Below are 14,723 nucleotides of genomic sequence, written 5' to 3'. Positions count from 1 at the left end.
AGACATGGCAAGCCTCTCGCACCCTCGATACCGCGGCATCTTCCCTGTCGCTCCGACAACCTTCCATGCCGATGGGCGCCTGGACCTGGAGAGCCAGAAGCGCTGCATCGACTTCATGATCGACTCCGGTGTTGACGGCATCTGCATACTGGCCAACTACTCAGAGCAGTTCCTGATCGCGGATGACGAACGTGAAGTGCTGACGCGAACCGTGCTGGAACACGTGAGTGGCCGCGTGCCCGTGATCGTGACAACCACGCACTTCAGTACTCGGGTCTGCGCCGAGCGCAGCCGCCGCGCCCAGGATATGGGTGCCGCAATGGTCATGATCATGCCTCCTTATCACGGCGCGACCTTTCGTGTTCCGGAACTGCACATTCACCAGTTTTTCAGAGGCGTATCGGATGCGATCTCAGTTCCGATCATGATCCAGGACGCTCCTGCGAGCGGGACCACGCTTTCGCCGGGATTTCTGGCAACGATGGCACAGCAGATCGAACAGGTCTCTTACTTCAAGATCGAGACCGCAGGCGCGGCTAGCAAGCTGCGCGAACTGATCCGGCTGGGTGGGGAGTCCATAGAAGGGCCGTGGGACGGAGAAGAAGCCATCACGCTGTTGCCGGACCTGGACGCTGGCGCCACCGGCGCAATGACCGGCGGCGCCTTCGCGGATGGGATCCGCCCCATCATCGAAGCCCATCGCCAGGGGGATCGAGACCTGGCCTTCGATCTGTATCAACGATGGCTGCCCCTGATCAATTACGAGAATCGGCAGTCGGGCATCCTTACCGCAAAAGCGCTGATGAAAGAGGGCGGTGTCATTGCTTGCGACGCGCCGCGACATCCCTGGCCGGAGATGCTTCCAGCAGTCAGATCCGGTTTGCTGGAGACAGCACGGCGACTCGATCCGCTCGTTCTGCGATGGGCAAAGTGATCGGGATGCACCCCGTCCTCTGAAGATTCAAGAACCCATAATCACAACGACCGGAGACCCCCATGAATACATACATCGGCGTATGCACACGCACCCTGTGGCTTGCCGGCCTCGGCCTGTCGATGGCTGCAGGCCAGGCTTTTGCGGCTGACGCTTTCCCTTCACGTCCCGTGAGGATCATTGTCGGTTCCGAGGCGGGCAGCGCACCCGATTAGCTTGCACGGATGGTCGCCGAAAAGATGGGCCCGGTACTCGGGCAGTCCATGATCGTCGAGAACCGTCCGGGCGCTACGGGCACAATCGGCGCGGCTAACGTCGCCACCGCCGCCGCCGACGGGTATACGCTCTTGATGGGGACCGTGTCGAACATCGCCCTGGCGCCATCGTTCTACCCGGTCAAGTACGACCCTGTCACCAGCTTCACGCCCATTGGCATGGTTGCGAACGTTCCGTTGGTGCTCGTGGCATCCCCGAGTCTGGGCGCGTCAAACTACGCGCAGCTCATCGCCGCGATGAAAAGCGGCAAGGGCGCCAAAGGAGGGGGTTACGCCTACTCCTCGCCCGGCTTCGGCGGTCCGCAGCACCTGGCAGGAGTGCTTCTGCAAAAGCAGATCGATACCCCCCTCTTGCATGTTCCCTATAAGAGCGGCGGTGCCGCGATTACCGCCGTCGCCTCCGGCGAGACTCAGTTGGCGTTCGCGGGCATTCCGGCCGCCGCAAGCCTGGCCCAAGCCAAGAAGGTCGTGCCTCTGTTCGTTACATCGAATGCACGAATGAAGGCGATGCCGGATGTCGCGTCGGCATCCGAGGCGGGTCTTCCGGGCATGGAAATCGATAACTGGCATGCCCTCTTTGCCCCTGCAGCCCTACCCGCCGAGGTGCAGGCAAAGCTTGAAGCGGCATTGATCGAAACCCTCGAAGCCCCCGCGTTGAAGACCAGTTTTCTTGGCGCAGGAGCGGAAGCCGCACCCGGTACAGGCAAGGCGCTTGGGGCCACGGTCGCGGCCGAAACGGCTCGCTGGAAGAAAGTTATCACCGACAACAAGCTGAAGGCCGACCAATGACTTCGACTGATTCCGCCCAGAACATTCTCATCATCATGGATGACGAGCACAACAAAAAGGTGCTCGGCTACAACGGCCATCCCGTGGTCAAGACGCCGAACCTGGACAGGCTCGCCGCACGCGGCACGGTCATGGCGAATGCCTATTCCAGTTCTCCTATCTGCGTGCCTGCGCGCGCAGCGTTTGCGACCGGCAGGTACGTCCACGACAACCGATGTTGGGACAACGCAATTGCCTATGATGGGACGATGCCAAGCTGGGCCCACGTGCTGCGCGATGCAGGTCACTGCGTCACGTCCATTGGAAAGCTGCACTACAGCAGCGACGAGATAGACGGGGGATTTTCGGAGCAGATCATTCCCATGCACATCGAGGCGGGTGTCGGTGATCTCTATGGGCTGATCCGCGATCCACTGCCCACACGGCACCAATCGGCTGACCTGGCACGCAGCATCGGTCCGGGCGAAAGCAGCTACATCCGCTACGACCGGGATATCACCGAAAAAACGGTCAACTGGCTCAACACGCAGGGACGCAAGTCGCACGACAAACCTTGGGTGCTGTATTCATCTTTCATTTCGCCGCACTCGCCGCTGATCGCGCCGCCCGAGTTCTACGCAATGTACGACGCCCGCAGCATCGAGTTGCCGCGCAAGGACGTCAAGTATCACCCCTGGATCCAAGCGTGGAACAAATGCTATGGGTTCGATTCGCATTTTGGCAGTGATGATCAGCGGCGCATTGCCATCGCATCGTATTTCGGCCTGTGTTCGTTTCTGGATTCGAATGTTGGAAAAATTCTTTATGCACTCGAAGAAACAGGTCTTGCTCATACGACGCGGGTGATCTTTCTGTCCGACCATGGCGACAATCTTGGTGCCCGCGCGCTGTGGGGCAAGTCGACGATGTATGAAGAGTCAGCGGGTGTGCCGATGATCCTCGGCGGGCCGGGAGTCGCGCCAGGCCGTCGGGTCAATACCCCCGTCTCGCATGTGGATTGCTATCCATCAATCCTGCAGACCGTCGGCGCCTCGAGCCTCATCCCGCCTGACCTGCCTGGACGCTCTCTGTTCGACATCGCGGCCGAGCCCTACGATCCTGCGCGTACGGTGTTCAGTGAGTACCATGCCGCCGGCGGCGTCAGCGCGGCATACATGCTGCGCCAAGGGGACTACAAGTACATCCATTACACCGGTTTCGCACCGGAGCTGTTCAACTTGGCGCATGACCCCGAAGAGGTCCATGACATCGCCACGCAGCCGCAGGTCCAGGACGTGCTGCACGACTTCGATCGGCAGTTGCGTGCGATCTGCGATCCGGACGCGACAGATCTCGACGCCAAGAAGGATCAGGCCAGGTTGATCGCCGCGCATGGTGGCGTGGAGAAGATACTGGCTCGCGGCGGCAGCAGCTACACGCCTATTCCGGGTGAAGCCGTGCAACTGATCGGCAATGCTTGACGTCAGAATGCCGATGTTCGCCGATGCCTTGCAGTGGCTTGTGATGCCCATCAGCGGCGCTGCTGATCACGCGGTTTCCGCTTCGGTGTCGTGGCATGGCCGCACCATGTCGGTCGCATGGGGCGGCCTGGTCCCGATCGCTATCCTGGTCGCGCGTTTTTTTAAAGTCACGCGCCGCCAACGTTGGCCGCAAGAGCTCGATAACAAGTTCTGGTGGCACGTGCACAGGGGGTTGAACTACAGCGCGGTTGCGCTTGCCTGCGTGGGCGCGTATCTGGTTTGGGGGGCAGAGGCTTACGCGGGCAGCGTTCGGGCACTGCACGGCTGGCTGGGATGGAGCATCGTCGACCTGGGCGTTGCACAAGCGCTCGGCGGGCAACTGCGGGGATCCAAAGGGGGCCCCACTGACCCAAGACGTGATGCGCAGGACAATTCCATTGATCTGCGCGGTGACCACTACGATATGACTGCGCGCCGGGTCTGGTTCGAGCGTGTGCACAAGGCGGCCGGATACACCGCACTGACCCTGTCGGCGATCACGGTCTTGCTTGGCATGTGGGTCGCCGATGCTCCGCGCTGGATGTGGCTGGGCCTTTCCATCTGGTGGTCCGCGTTTGTTTACACATTCGTCTGGTTGCAGCGTCACGGCCGCTGTCTGGACACCTACCAAGCCATCTGGGGGCCGGAGTTGACGCATCCGGGCAACGCATTGCCGGTCGTTGGGGTGGGTATTCAGCGGTTCCCACCTTGCCATGCCAGTGAAATCACACAGGAAAAGCCATGAGCTTCTTGAAACTATGACCAGGCCCATCGGCGATCTTCCTCAGCCGGACTTGGATACCTTCGATCCCAGACTGCGACGGATGGTCGCAAGCCACGCGCTCGAGCGCCTCTGTACGGGGGCCCAATGGAGCGAGGGACCGGTATGGATGGAGGAAGACGACAGCCTGCTCTGGAGCGATATCCCCAATAACCGCATGCTCAGATGGTCATCGCTCGACGGAATGACGGTCTGGCGCAGCAATGTCGAGTTCACGAACGGTCATACACGTGATCGCAACGGTGATCTGCTGCATTGCTCCCACGGCCGACGGGCCATCGTGCGCACGCCTCTTTCAACGGCCGGGGTATTGGCGGACACCGCTGACCAGATCGTTGTCGATCGGTACATGGGAAGGCGCCTGAATTCCCCCAACGATGTGGTGGTCGATGCCGTCGGAAGAATCTGGTTCAGTGATCCTGACCTGCTCCCCGTGATTAGTACGAAATCGATGTAGAGTCCGTTCCCAAAGGAATGGCAATGAAGAAACGATTTACGGAAGAGCAAATCATCGGCGTGCTCAAGGAAGCCGATGCAGGTGCCAAGCCCGCAGAGTTGTGCCGCAAGCACGGAATCTCCGAGGCAACGTACTACAACTGGAAGGCGAAGTTCGGTGGCATGACGGTGTCGGACGCTCAGAGGCTCAAGGAGCTGGAGCAGGAGAACAACAAGCTCAAGAAGCTGTTGGCCGAGTCGATGCTGGACAAGGCGGCGCTTCAGGATCTGCTAAGCCGAAAGTAGTCAGCCCGCAGGCCAAACGCGAGGCGGTCAGGACATTAATGACCGAGCGCGTGGTTCGCCCAGCGGCAATCGCGCCGAATCAGAGTTGGTCAATGGACTTTGTGGCCGACGGCCTAGCCTATGGCCGCCGATTCCGCTGTTTGACTATCGTCGATGACTACACTCGCGAATGCCTGGCCATCGAGGTCGATACGTCGTTGCCGGGACTGCGTGTTGCCATGGTGCTGCAACGGCTGGCGGAGATGCGTGGCCTGCCGCGATCTATTACCGTGGACAACGGGCCAGAGTTCGCCGGAAGAGCCTTGGACGCCTGGGCCTACCAAGCAGGCGTAAAGCTGTCGTTTATTCGGCCGGGTAAGCCGGTGGAGAACGCTTATATCGAAAGTTTCAACGGCAAGTTCCGCGACGAATGCCTTAACGAGCACTGGTTCTTGTCCCTGCGACAGGCTAAAAGCTTGATCGAAAACTGGCGAGTCGAGTACAACACCGATCGGCCTCACAGCGCGCTCGGATATTTAACGCCGGCGCAATTCGTGCAGGCTCATCAGAAAGAAGGTCTTTTACCCCTGGGCTCTATGTCGGTGCCGTACTAAATCTGGGGGCAGGTCAGCTACGCTCAGGCTGGCGACCCCGCTCATACTCGGCACCCTCGGGGTATTGATATGCGAGCGTGCCGGCGTACTGAACCTGGGCATCGAAGGCATCATGGTGGTCGGTGCCTTCACCGGCTGGCTGGCGGTCTATCTGGGCGCACCGCTATACATTGGAGTGCTCGCCGCCGCGCTGGCCGGTGCAATCTTCGGTCTGCTGCATGCCGTGCTCACCGTCCCATTAGGACTGTCGCAACACGTCTCCGGCCTGGGTGTGACCATGCTGGCGACCAGTTTGTCGTACTTCGCCTATCGCGTGACCTTCCCCAAAGTCGAAACGCCCCCCACGATCGTTCCCTATGCCGAAATGAAAGGTTCATCGAGGAATACCGGGGAATGCAGACCGGATCTTGAGGAAGAAGTACTCCTGATCGCGGTAGCCGTAGGCGCGGCGCTTGATGACTTTGATGGTGTTGTTGATGCCCTCGACGATGCTGGTGTTGAGCCGGTGGCGACAGCGAGACAGAATCCCGTGCAGATAGGCTTTTAGCTTGAGCGCGAAGTGAGCCAAGGCGGCGATGCCGCTGCCCTGAGCCTGTTGCAGCCAGTGATCCCATGCCTGGCGGGCGTAGCCGGGGTGTTGGTAGAACCACAGCTGTTTGAGCTCATCGCGCATCAGATAAGCGGTGAGCAAGGGCTGGTTGGCCTGGAGCAACTCGTCCAACTTTACCGATTGGCACGGATCGAGGTTTTTGCGATTGCGCAGCAGTAGCCAGCGACTGGACTTGATCACCCGGCGGGCCGGCTTGTCGTGCCGCAACTGGTTCGCTTGGTCTACACGCACCCGGTCTATCACTTCACGGCCGTACTTGGCCACGACGTGGAACAGGTCGTAGACGATCTCGGCGTTGGGGCAGTTGGCCTGGATCTCCAGCTCATAGGCCGTCGTCATGTCGATCGCTACGGCCCGGATCTGCTGGGCAACCCCAGTTGGCAGTTGTTCGAAGAAGGCTCTGGCCGTCTCGCGCGAGCGGCCATCACCGATCCATAGCACCTGACGGCGGATCGGATCGACAACGACCGTGGCATAACGATGGCCCTTGTGTAGAGCGAACTCGTCCATCGCTAGGTAGTGGATCTGACTCCAGTCCGGCTCTTGGATCGCCCGTCGCAGCAGGGCCTTGTCCAGCGCCTTGACCGTGTGCCAACCCAGTTGGAAGAAGCGCGCCACGGCCAGAATGTTGCTGGACTCAAGCAACTGGCTGACCGCCTCGGCCAGCCGGTCGGTCACTCGCTGGTAACGGCCCAGCCAGCTCAGCCTCTCCAGATGCGGTCCACCGCACTGCTCGCACCAGACCCGCCGACGCGGCACTACCAGCGTCACTCGCAGCGCCATTAGCGGCAGATCCCGCACCCGGCGCGTGGTCGTCTCATGCACCTGCCGACATCGGTTGCCGCAGTGCTCGCAGTGCATCGTTCGCGCTGAAGGCTTCAGGTAAATCGTGACCGTCCGGCTCTCACCTTCAGGCCACACGACCCGCTCCACCCGATAACCTTCCCACCCACCCAACCTCTCGATCGTCTTGCGGTCCAGCATGATCCCGGCCTTGATCCTTGAAAAATCAAGGATCAAGCGTAACGGCAATCAAGCACGGCTCCACGCTATTCCGCGATGAACCAAATGAAAGCCCTGGCCGGCATACCGGTTATTGGCCCGGTGCTGGCCGGCCTGACGCCGATGACGCTGGGCGCGCTGATTGCCGTGCCGCTGATCGCCTGGTTGCTCAATCGCACGCCCCTGGGGCTTGCGCTACGCATGGTGGGGGAGAACCCCGCTGCGGCAGAAGGGCAGGGGCTGTCGGTCATCAAGCTGCGCATGGGAGCCATCGTGGCCGGCTCGGCGCTCATGGGCGTCGCGGGCAGCTTCCTGACGCTGGCTGCTTTCAACGCCTTCTTCTTCAACATGATCAACGGCCGCGGATGGATCTGCGTTGCCTTGGTCGTTTTCGCTTCCTGGCGCCCGGGCAAGGCCTTGCTAGGCGCCTTGGTGTTCGCCTTTTTCGATGCGCTGCAACTGCGCCTGCAGCAGGGCGCCTTGCCGGGTCTGCCGGCGCTGCCCTATCAGGTCTACCTGATGCTGCCCTACCTTCTTTCGATATTGGCTCTGGTCATCGTGGCGCGCCGCGCCGCTTATCCCCAGGCCCTGATGAAGCCCTATCGCAAGGGCGAGCGCTGATTCCAAGGACTATCCATGCTTGATCTCATCATCCGCAACGCCATGCTGCCCGACGGACGTGGTCCGCTGGACATCGGTGTGCAAGACGGCCGCATTGCCGTCATCGCCACGCAACTGGCCGCCGAGGCCGGGCAGACCCTGCAGGCCGACGGCCAACTCGTCACCACGCCCTTCATCGACGCCCACTTCCATATGGACTCGACGCTGTCCTATGGGCTGCCGCGCGTGAACCAATCCGGCACGCTGCTCGAAGGCATCGCGCTGTGGGGCGAACTCAAACCGCTGCTGACTCAGCAAGCGCTGGTCGACCGTGCCCTGGCATATTGCGACTGGGCGGTCGCGCGCGGCCTGCTGGCCATTCGCAGCCACGTCGACATCTGCGACCCGCGTCTGCTGGCCGTCGAGGCCCTGCTGCACGTGCGCGAACAGGTCAAACCGTATCTGGATCTGCAACTGGTCGCCTTCCCGCAAGACGGTCTGCTTCGTTCTCCCAACGCCTTACAGAACCTGCAACGCGCCCTGGACATGGGCGTCGATGTGGTGGGCGGCATTCCGCACTTTGAACGCACCATGGCCGACGGCGCCGAGTCCGTGCGCATCCTCTGCGAGATAGCCGCCGAACGCGGCCTGCTGGTCGACATGCACTGCGACGAAAGTGACGATCCTCTGTCGCGCCATATCGAGAGTCTGGCCTATCACAGCCAGCGTCTTGGCTTGCAAGGCCGTGTGACCGGCTCGCATTTGTCGTCCATGCACTCGATGGACAACTATTACGTGTCCAAGCTGCTACCGCTGATGCGCGAAGCCGGTGTGGCGGCCATCGCCAACCCGCTGATCAACATCACCCTGCAGGGCCGCCACGACAGCTATCCCAAACGGCGTGGCATGACGCGCGTCCCCGAACTGCTCGCAGCGGGCATACCGGTGGCCTTCGGCCACGATTGCGTAATGGATCCTTGGTACAGCCTGGGCAGCGGTGACATGCTGGAAGTCGCCCATATGGGCCTGCATGTTGCGCAGATGACCGGGCGCGAAGCCATGCGTGCCTGCTTTGAGGCCGTAACGACCACGCCGGCGGCGATTATGGGCCTGAAAGACATCGGCCTGGAAGTCGGCAAGCGCGCCGACCTGGTGCTGCTGCAGGCGCGCGACCCCGTCGAAGCCCTGCACCTGCGCGCCACGCGCCTGGCCGTGCTGCGCGCCGGACGCATCATCGCCACGACGCCACCGGCCCGCGCCAGCCTCGATCTGCCGGGTCGCCCGGCCAGCGTGGATTTTCAGTTGCAACGCTAACGCACAACCCGGGCGCGTGGCAGCAGCTACGCACCCGTGCCGGCCATTACCGGCTTATGGCGCGTTACAGTAGCCAGACACAAAGGCCTTGGGCTCGCTGGTCTGCGGGTTGAACACATGGCGCGATATCTTGCCGATGTTGCCGCCGTAGACATGAATGCTGATGGAGACCTGGTCGACGAAAGCATTGGAGACCCGATGGATGTCGCCAACCGCTGGCGACAGCGTCTCTATCGAGCGCGCGCGCAACGTCTGGGTCGGCCCGGCCACCATGGGCTGACCCACCTTCCCAGGGCTGAACATCTCCGAACACTCGGCGCCCCGCAGCACGCCGATGATGGCCCATACGGTGTGATCATAGATGGGCGTCGTCTGCCCGGGACCCCAGACAAAACTCACCACTGAAAACCGATCCTGCGGGTCGGCGTGCAGCAAATACTGCTGGTAGTACCGAGGATGCGGCTGCGCGAACGCCTCGGGCAACCAGTCATCAACGGCGATCAACTCGGCCAACATGGCTGCGCCACGATCGAGTATGCGTTGCTCGTCGCTCGCCGCCGCGTCGATCAGCGCGGTAAAACGCCGCGAGAAGTCCAGGTATTTCGCAGGCATGCTGTCCATGTCGTCTCCTTGGGGTTGCTCATTCGCATCCGCCCCCGGCGGACCACAGATCCACGCGATAGCGCCGCTTCCGGCCGCCTGCGTGTTATCGCGGGTAGGTGCCTGGGACGAGAATGCTCGTGTCAACCTCGGAGAGATTACGTCGGCCGCATAGCGCCATGGTGACATCCGCTTCCTTGTAGAGGATTTCCAGCGCACGCGTCACGCCCGCCTTGCCGTACGCCCCCAACCCATACAGAAACGCGCGGCCGATCATGGTGCCGCGCGCGCCCAACGCCATGGCCTTCAACACGTCCTGTCCGGAGCGGATACCACTGTCGAGCCAGACCTCGATCTGCGAACCCACCTCGCTGACGATGGACGGGAGCACCTCGATGGTCGATAACGCGCCGTCGAGCTGGCGACCCCCATGATTGCTGACGATGAGGGCGTCGGCACCGGTAGCGGCCGCGCGGCGCGCATCTTCAGCGTCCAGGATTCCTTTGAGGATCAGCTTGCCGCCCCAACGTTCCTTGATCCAGGCCACGTCGTCCCAACTGAGCCGGGGGTCGAACTGTTCTGCCGTCCACGACGACAGCGCCGCCAGATCGGTCACGCCTTTGGCATGGCCGACGATATTGCCAAAGGTGCGACGCTTGGTGCCTGCCATGCCCAGGCACCAGCGCGGCTTGAGCGCCAGGTTGAGCATATTGCGCAACGTGGGCTTAGGCGGCGCCGACAGACCGTTTTTGATGTCCTTGTGCCGTTGGCCCATGATCTGCAGATCCAGCGTCAGCACCAGCGCCGAGCAGCCGGCGGCCTTGGCACGATCGATCAGATTGCCGATGAATTCGCGGTCGCGCATCACATACAGCTGAAACCAGAACGGCTTTTGTGTGGCCTGCGCGACATCTTCGATAGAGCAGATGCTCATGGTCGACAAGGTAAACGGCACGCCGAATTCGGCAGCCGCCTGCGCGGCGAGAATTTCACCGTCGGCGTGCTGCATGCCCGTCAGGCCCGTAGGCGCAAGCGCCACGGGCATTTTGACGTCGATACCCGCCATCGTGGTTGCCAGCGAGCGGCCATCCATGTTGACCGCCACACGCTGACGCAACTTGATCTTATGGAACTCGCTCTCATTGGCACGGTAAGTTCCTTCGGTCCAGGCGCCAGAGTCCGCGTAGTCATAGAACATGCGCGGCACACGCCGTTTCGCGACAACTCGCAGATCTTCGATGCAGGTCACCGTGGAGAGATTCTGGCTCATGGATGCTCGGGATAATGCGGCTGGGCGCACCGCCTGACGTCTCCGGGACATCCCGGAATCGATGGGAAGTATACGATGGCAGCTTGGCGCTGCAGGCCGCACGGCCCGATAATTCGGGCCAATGCGCGGCCATGCTGCCCTGCAACATAGCTCCTACAGGAATCCGTTATGCAAGACCCCCATATCGAAACCGTGTTCGTCGTCGTACGCGGCAAAGTCCAAGGCGTGGGCTATCGCCATGCCACCGTACGCCGCGCACACCTGATCGGCGCGACCGGTTGGGTGCAGAACATGGAAGACGGCACCGTCGAAGCCATGGTGCAGGGCACGCCGGATCAGATCGACCAGATGCTGGAGTGGATGCGGCGCGGCCCGCCTGCGGCCGTGGTCACCGACCTCGAGTCACGGCGCGACGACGGCGAGCGCCGCTTCAAGCATTTCGCCCAACACTGAGCCCCTTGCGTCGTGCGGCGCGATCAGCGCCGCGCCGCCAGTCCGGACATCAGACCGCTGACGATTTTGCCCGCCAGCGCCTCGCGGTCCTGCCGCGTTTCTCCCTGCCTGGGCCGGTACCAGATGGCCATCCAGTTGATCGCGCCAAGCGCGGCCTTGACCGCCACCGACGCATCATCCGTCCGCAGCGACCCGTCCGCCGCGCCCTCGTTGGCCACCGTCTTGAACAACGCCTCGAAGTCATCGCGTATGACCATCAGCTCATCGAGCGTGCGGCGTTGAGCCAGCGTGATCGCGGCCTGTCGATGCATGTGCACGCCATGCACCACGACCGTCTCGAACGCCAGATTCTCCATCATGGTCAAGGCATGCCGGTGAAACATCGCCGCCAGTCGCTCTGCGCCGTTGCTGCCCGCTTGCATGGCAGGACGCACAGCCTCGACGTTGCGTCGCATCCCTTCGCGGTGCACATCGAAGAACAGGTCGGTCTTGGAGCGGTAGTAGTGGTAGACACGCCCCTTGGTCGCGCCCAGCCGCTGCGCCACGTCGTCGATGCTGGTCGCGTAGAACCCCTGCTCCATGAAGCATTCGGCCGCAGCCGTGAGCAGCGCGATGTTCCCCATACCGTCGTCGCGCGCGGCTGTCGGCGTAGGCGTGGTCATGCGGCAGATCTCCAGAGGGCGGGGGATTCGCCAGTGTAGCCAAGCCCCGGCGGGCCGTCGCGCAAAAGAATCATGGCCAGTGTATCGCTCCTCGGGCCATGATTTATCCACAGACCGTGGCTTACTCGACCTTGATACCTGCGCTCTTGATCACCTCGGCGTTACGTTTGAGCTCCCGCTCGACACGCGTGTGAAAGGCTGCGGCATCAGCATAGAAGGGTTCAAAACCCAACTCACGCATCTTGGCCAGCGTGCCTTCCTCCGCCAACATGGCCTGCACCTCCTGGGCCAGATGCTGCACGACGGGCGCCGGCGTGCCGCGAGGCGCCACCAGACCAAACCAGGTCATGAAGTCATAATCCGGCACGCCGGACTCGATCACCGCGGGGACTTCCGGCACGAGGGAGGAGCGCTGCGCGCCTGTCAGGGCCAGCGCCCGCACCTTGCCGGCACGGATCTGCGGCAGCGCTGCCACCAGCGTTTCGATCGACAGCGGGATCTGATTGCCGATCAGGTCCGTCATGGCTGGTGCGCTACCGCGGTAAGGCACGTGCAGAAGCTTCGCGCCGGTGCGCTGGGCCAGAAACTCTCCAGCCAGATGCGGCGTCGATGCCGTCCCGAAGGAGCCGAAACTTTGTGCGTCCTTGGCCTTGATGACATCGGCCACCGACGTCAATCCCGTTTGCGGGTTGGTCAGAATCACAAAAGGGGCGCTGCCGGCAATGGCCACGTACTCATAGCTCTTGACCGGGTCGTAGCCGATATTGGGATAGAGCAGCCAATTGGTCGTAAACGTCGGGGCGCCCGTGATCATCAGCGTATAACCATCCGGCGCTGCCCGAGCCACGGCGGCCGCGCCTATCCCCGTATTGGCGCCGGGCCGGTTCTCGACCACCACGCTCTGGCCCAGGCGTTCACCCAACGTGGCGGCAAACAGTCGCGCCAGCACGTCTGTCGACCCGCCGGGCGGGAAGGGCACGACCAGCGTGACCGGCTTTTGCGGCCACGACGCAGTCGCCGCCACCGTCCCAGACAGGGCGGCCACACTGATCAGGCCCACCACGGCCAGCCGCTGCAACACTCGATACAACATAACTGCTTTCCCCATTCTGAAGCGAAGCTTGGCTCCGCGGTTATGAATACCTAGTACGCCGGCGCACGCCGCCACAGACCCGTGGCCTGCTCGTAGGCATGGGCCAGACGCAGTAGTCCGAGTTCATCGCGATAACGGCCAACGATCTGTATGCCCACGGGCAGCCCCTCTACCGTAAAGCCGCAGGGCAGGGAGATGGCCGGATGCCCGGTCAAAGAAAGGTAGTAGCCCGAGCGCATCCAGTCGATGTAGTTCTCCATCGGCGTGCCATCGATCTCGCGCACATAAGGCTCCTCGACCGGAAAAGGCACCACCTGGCTGACCGGACCGACGAGAAAGTCGTGCTGCTGCATAAAGGCATGCATGCGCGTGAACAAGGACGCACGATCTCGCTCGGCCTGCGCCAACACCGCACCCGCCTGGTTCAGGCCCAGCTCCGTGTTCCAGACCACTGTGTCCTTCATGCGGGCGCGTTCGCGAGCCAGCGTCGGGCCCTGCGTCACGGCAAAGGCCAGGGCCCGCAACGCGTGAAAAGCCGCGTCTGCGCCGCTGAAATCCGGGCAGGCTTCACGCACCTCGCAGCCCAGGGACTCGAACACCGGCAGACTCGCCTGCAACACGTCACGCACCCGGGGCTCGACGGGCAGCCCGCCCCAATTCGGCGCGTAGGCCACTCGCGTGCCACGCACATCGCTATCGAGGCTGCGCGCAAAACGCAGCGGATCCTGGTCCAACGACCAAGGGTCTCGTGCGTCAGGGCCCGCCATCGCCGCCAGGTACAAGGCCACATCGCCCACGGTGCGGGCCATGGGCCCGGCCACGGTCAGGCTGTTGAAGGCAGCGGCATTTGGTCACTGCGGCACCCGCCCGGGTGACGGGCGCAAACCCACCACATTGCAGAAACTGGCCGGATTGCGCAACGACCCTCCCATATCCGTGCCGTCGGCCAGCGGCAGCATGCGGCAGGCCAGCGCCGCGGCCGCGCCCCCGCTACTGCCGCCTGCCGTCAACGCCGAGTCATAAGGATTGCGCGTGGCGCCGAAGACAGGATTGAAGGTCTGCGAGCCTGCACCAAACTCCGGCATATTCGTCTTGCCCAGGGTGATGGCTCCGGCGGCACGCTGACGGCGGACAATCAGGCTGGACTGCGCAGGCACGAAGTCGCGGTGCACGGGCGAACCCCATGTCGTGCGCATGCCTTCCGTCAAAAAACAGTCTTTATGCGCCACAGGCAACCCATGCAGCAAGCCAAGCTCCGCCCCCCTGGCCTGCGCATCGTCGGCGGCCTGCGCCTGCTCGCGCGCGGCCTGCTCATCCAGGGTCACAATGGCGTTGACAGCCGGGTTGCGTTGGCCAATGGCTGCTAAATGCGCGTCGGTCACCTCGCGCGCGCTTAACTGTCCGGCGGCGATCTGCGCACGCATCTGCACTGCGGTCATCTCGCACAGGGATTGCCAGCTCATAAAACATCCTCACAACATTGCGACACTGAAAGCATCGCTATACA

General features: G+C 62.4%; 13 protein-coding genes and 4 pseudogenes. 11 read left to right on the top strand and 6 right to left on the bottom strand.

What is annotated here, in order from left to right:
• Positions 1-4 precede the first annotated feature (4 nt).
• The 8 genes and pseudogenes from LK440_RS15495 to LK440_RS15460 form a co-directional block, all read left to right on the top strand.
• Positions 5-934, top strand: a complete 930-nt coding sequence (locus LK440_RS15495; RefSeq protein WP_005017731.1) for a dihydrodipicolinate synthase family protein — start codon at positions 5-7, stop codon at positions 932-934.
• A 62-nt stretch (positions 935-996) separates the two neighbouring features.
• The gene (locus tag LK440_RS15490) at positions 997-1,149 is read left to right on the top strand and encodes a hypothetical protein (RefSeq protein ID WP_005017733.1); all 153 of its coding nucleotides are present in this window, start codon (positions 997-999) and stop codon (positions 1,147-1,149) included.
• 48 nt (positions 1,150-1,197) lie between these two features.
• Positions 1,198-1,998: a Bug family tripartite tricarboxylate transporter substrate binding protein gene (locus tag LK440_RS15485; protein ID WP_232826579.1), complete on the top strand. Its 801-nt coding sequence runs from the start codon at positions 1,198-1,200 to the stop codon at positions 1,996-1,998.
• Between the two features lie 35 nt (positions 1,999-2,033).
• Positions 2,034-3,458 carry a sulfatase-like hydrolase/transferase gene (locus LK440_RS15480; RefSeq protein ID WP_230580955.1) on the top strand — a complete coding sequence of 475 codons (1,425 nt, stop codon included), beginning with the start codon at positions 2,034-2,036 and terminating at the stop codon, positions 3,456-3,458.
• 13 nt (positions 3,459-3,471) lie between these two features.
• Positions 3,472-4,242, top strand: a complete 771-nt coding sequence (locus tag LK440_RS15475) for a cytochrome b561 domain-containing protein (protein ID WP_005017740.1) — start codon at positions 3,472-3,474, stop codon at positions 4,240-4,242.
• Between the two features lie 13 nt (positions 4,243-4,255).
• Positions 4,256-4,735, top strand: a complete 480-nt coding sequence (locus LK440_RS15470; protein WP_005017743.1) for an SMP-30/gluconolactonase/LRE family protein — start codon at positions 4,256-4,258, stop codon at positions 4,733-4,735.
• A 23-nt stretch (positions 4,736-4,758) separates the two neighbouring features.
• Positions 4,759-5,612: pseudogene (locus LK440_RS15465) on the top strand (IS3 family transposase).
• Positions 5,613-5,640: 28 nt separating this feature from the next.
• A pseudogene (locus LK440_RS15460) lies at positions 5,641-5,982 on the top strand (ABC transporter permease subunit); the annotation flags it as partial.
• 3 nt (positions 5,983-5,985) lie between these two features.
• Here the strand turns inward: LK440_RS15460 and LK440_RS15455 are convergent.
• On the bottom strand, positions 5,986-7,206 hold the full coding sequence (locus LK440_RS15455) for an ISL3 family transposase (protein WP_005011985.1): 1,221 nt from the start codon (positions 7,204-7,206) through the stop codon (positions 5,986-5,988).
• Between the two features lie 117 nt (positions 7,207-7,323).
• Here LK440_RS15455 and LK440_RS15450 point away from each other — a divergent pair.
• Both LK440_RS15450 and LK440_RS15445 read left to right on the top strand, forming a co-directional pair.
• Positions 7,324-7,845, top strand: a pseudogene (locus LK440_RS15450) (ABC transporter permease); the annotation flags it as partial.
• 15 nt (positions 7,846-7,860) lie between these two features.
• Positions 7,861-9,138: an amidohydrolase family protein gene (locus LK440_RS15445; RefSeq protein ID WP_005017765.1), complete on the top strand. Its 1,278-nt coding sequence runs from the start codon at positions 7,861-7,863 to the stop codon at positions 9,136-9,138.
• A 54-nt stretch (positions 9,139-9,192) separates the two neighbouring features.
• On the opposite strand, the gene LK440_RS15440 is transcribed toward LK440_RS15445, so the two are convergent.
• Positions 9,193-9,759, bottom strand: coding sequence for a cysteine dioxygenase family protein (locus tag LK440_RS15440; protein WP_005017766.1), 567 nt, complete (start codon positions 9,757-9,759; stop codon positions 9,193-9,195).
• Between the two features lie 85 nt (positions 9,760-9,844).
• Complete coding sequence (locus tag LK440_RS15435) at positions 9,845-11,008, bottom strand: alpha-hydroxy acid oxidase (protein ID WP_005017769.1); 1,164 nt, start codon at positions 11,006-11,008, stop codon at positions 9,845-9,847.
• A 168-nt stretch (positions 11,009-11,176) separates the two neighbouring features.
• On the opposite strand from LK440_RS15435, the gene LK440_RS15430 reads away from it, so the two are divergent.
• Positions 11,177-11,461, top strand: a complete 285-nt coding sequence (locus LK440_RS15430; RefSeq protein ID WP_005017772.1) for an acylphosphatase — start codon at positions 11,177-11,179, stop codon at positions 11,459-11,461.
• Between the two features lie 23 nt (positions 11,462-11,484).
• Here the strand turns inward: LK440_RS15430 and LK440_RS15425 are convergent, their stop codons facing one another.
• From LK440_RS15425 to LK440_RS15415, 3 genes and pseudogenes are all read right to left on the bottom strand, one after another.
• On the bottom strand, positions 11,485-12,123 hold the full coding sequence (locus tag LK440_RS15425; RefSeq protein WP_005017775.1) for a TetR/AcrR family transcriptional regulator: 639 nt from the start codon (positions 12,121-12,123) through the stop codon (positions 11,485-11,487).
• 121 nt (positions 12,124-12,244) lie between these two features.
• On the bottom strand, positions 12,245-13,216 hold the full coding sequence (locus tag LK440_RS15420) for a Bug family tripartite tricarboxylate transporter substrate binding protein (protein ID WP_005017777.1): 972 nt from the start codon (positions 13,214-13,216) through the stop codon (positions 12,245-12,247).
• Positions 13,217-13,266: 50 nt separating this feature from the next.
• Positions 13,267-14,679: pseudogene (locus LK440_RS15415) on the bottom strand (amidase).
• Positions 14,680-14,723 lie beyond the last annotated feature (44 nt).

Source organism: Bordetella holmesii, assembly GCF_020735985.1.
In the GTDB taxonomy this organism is placed as follows: Bacteria; Pseudomonadota; Gammaproteobacteria; order Burkholderiales; family Burkholderiaceae_B; genus Bordetella; species Bordetella holmesii.
Note: the sequence above shows the minus strand (reverse complement) of the source record. Positions and strands in the feature narration are given on the sequence as shown.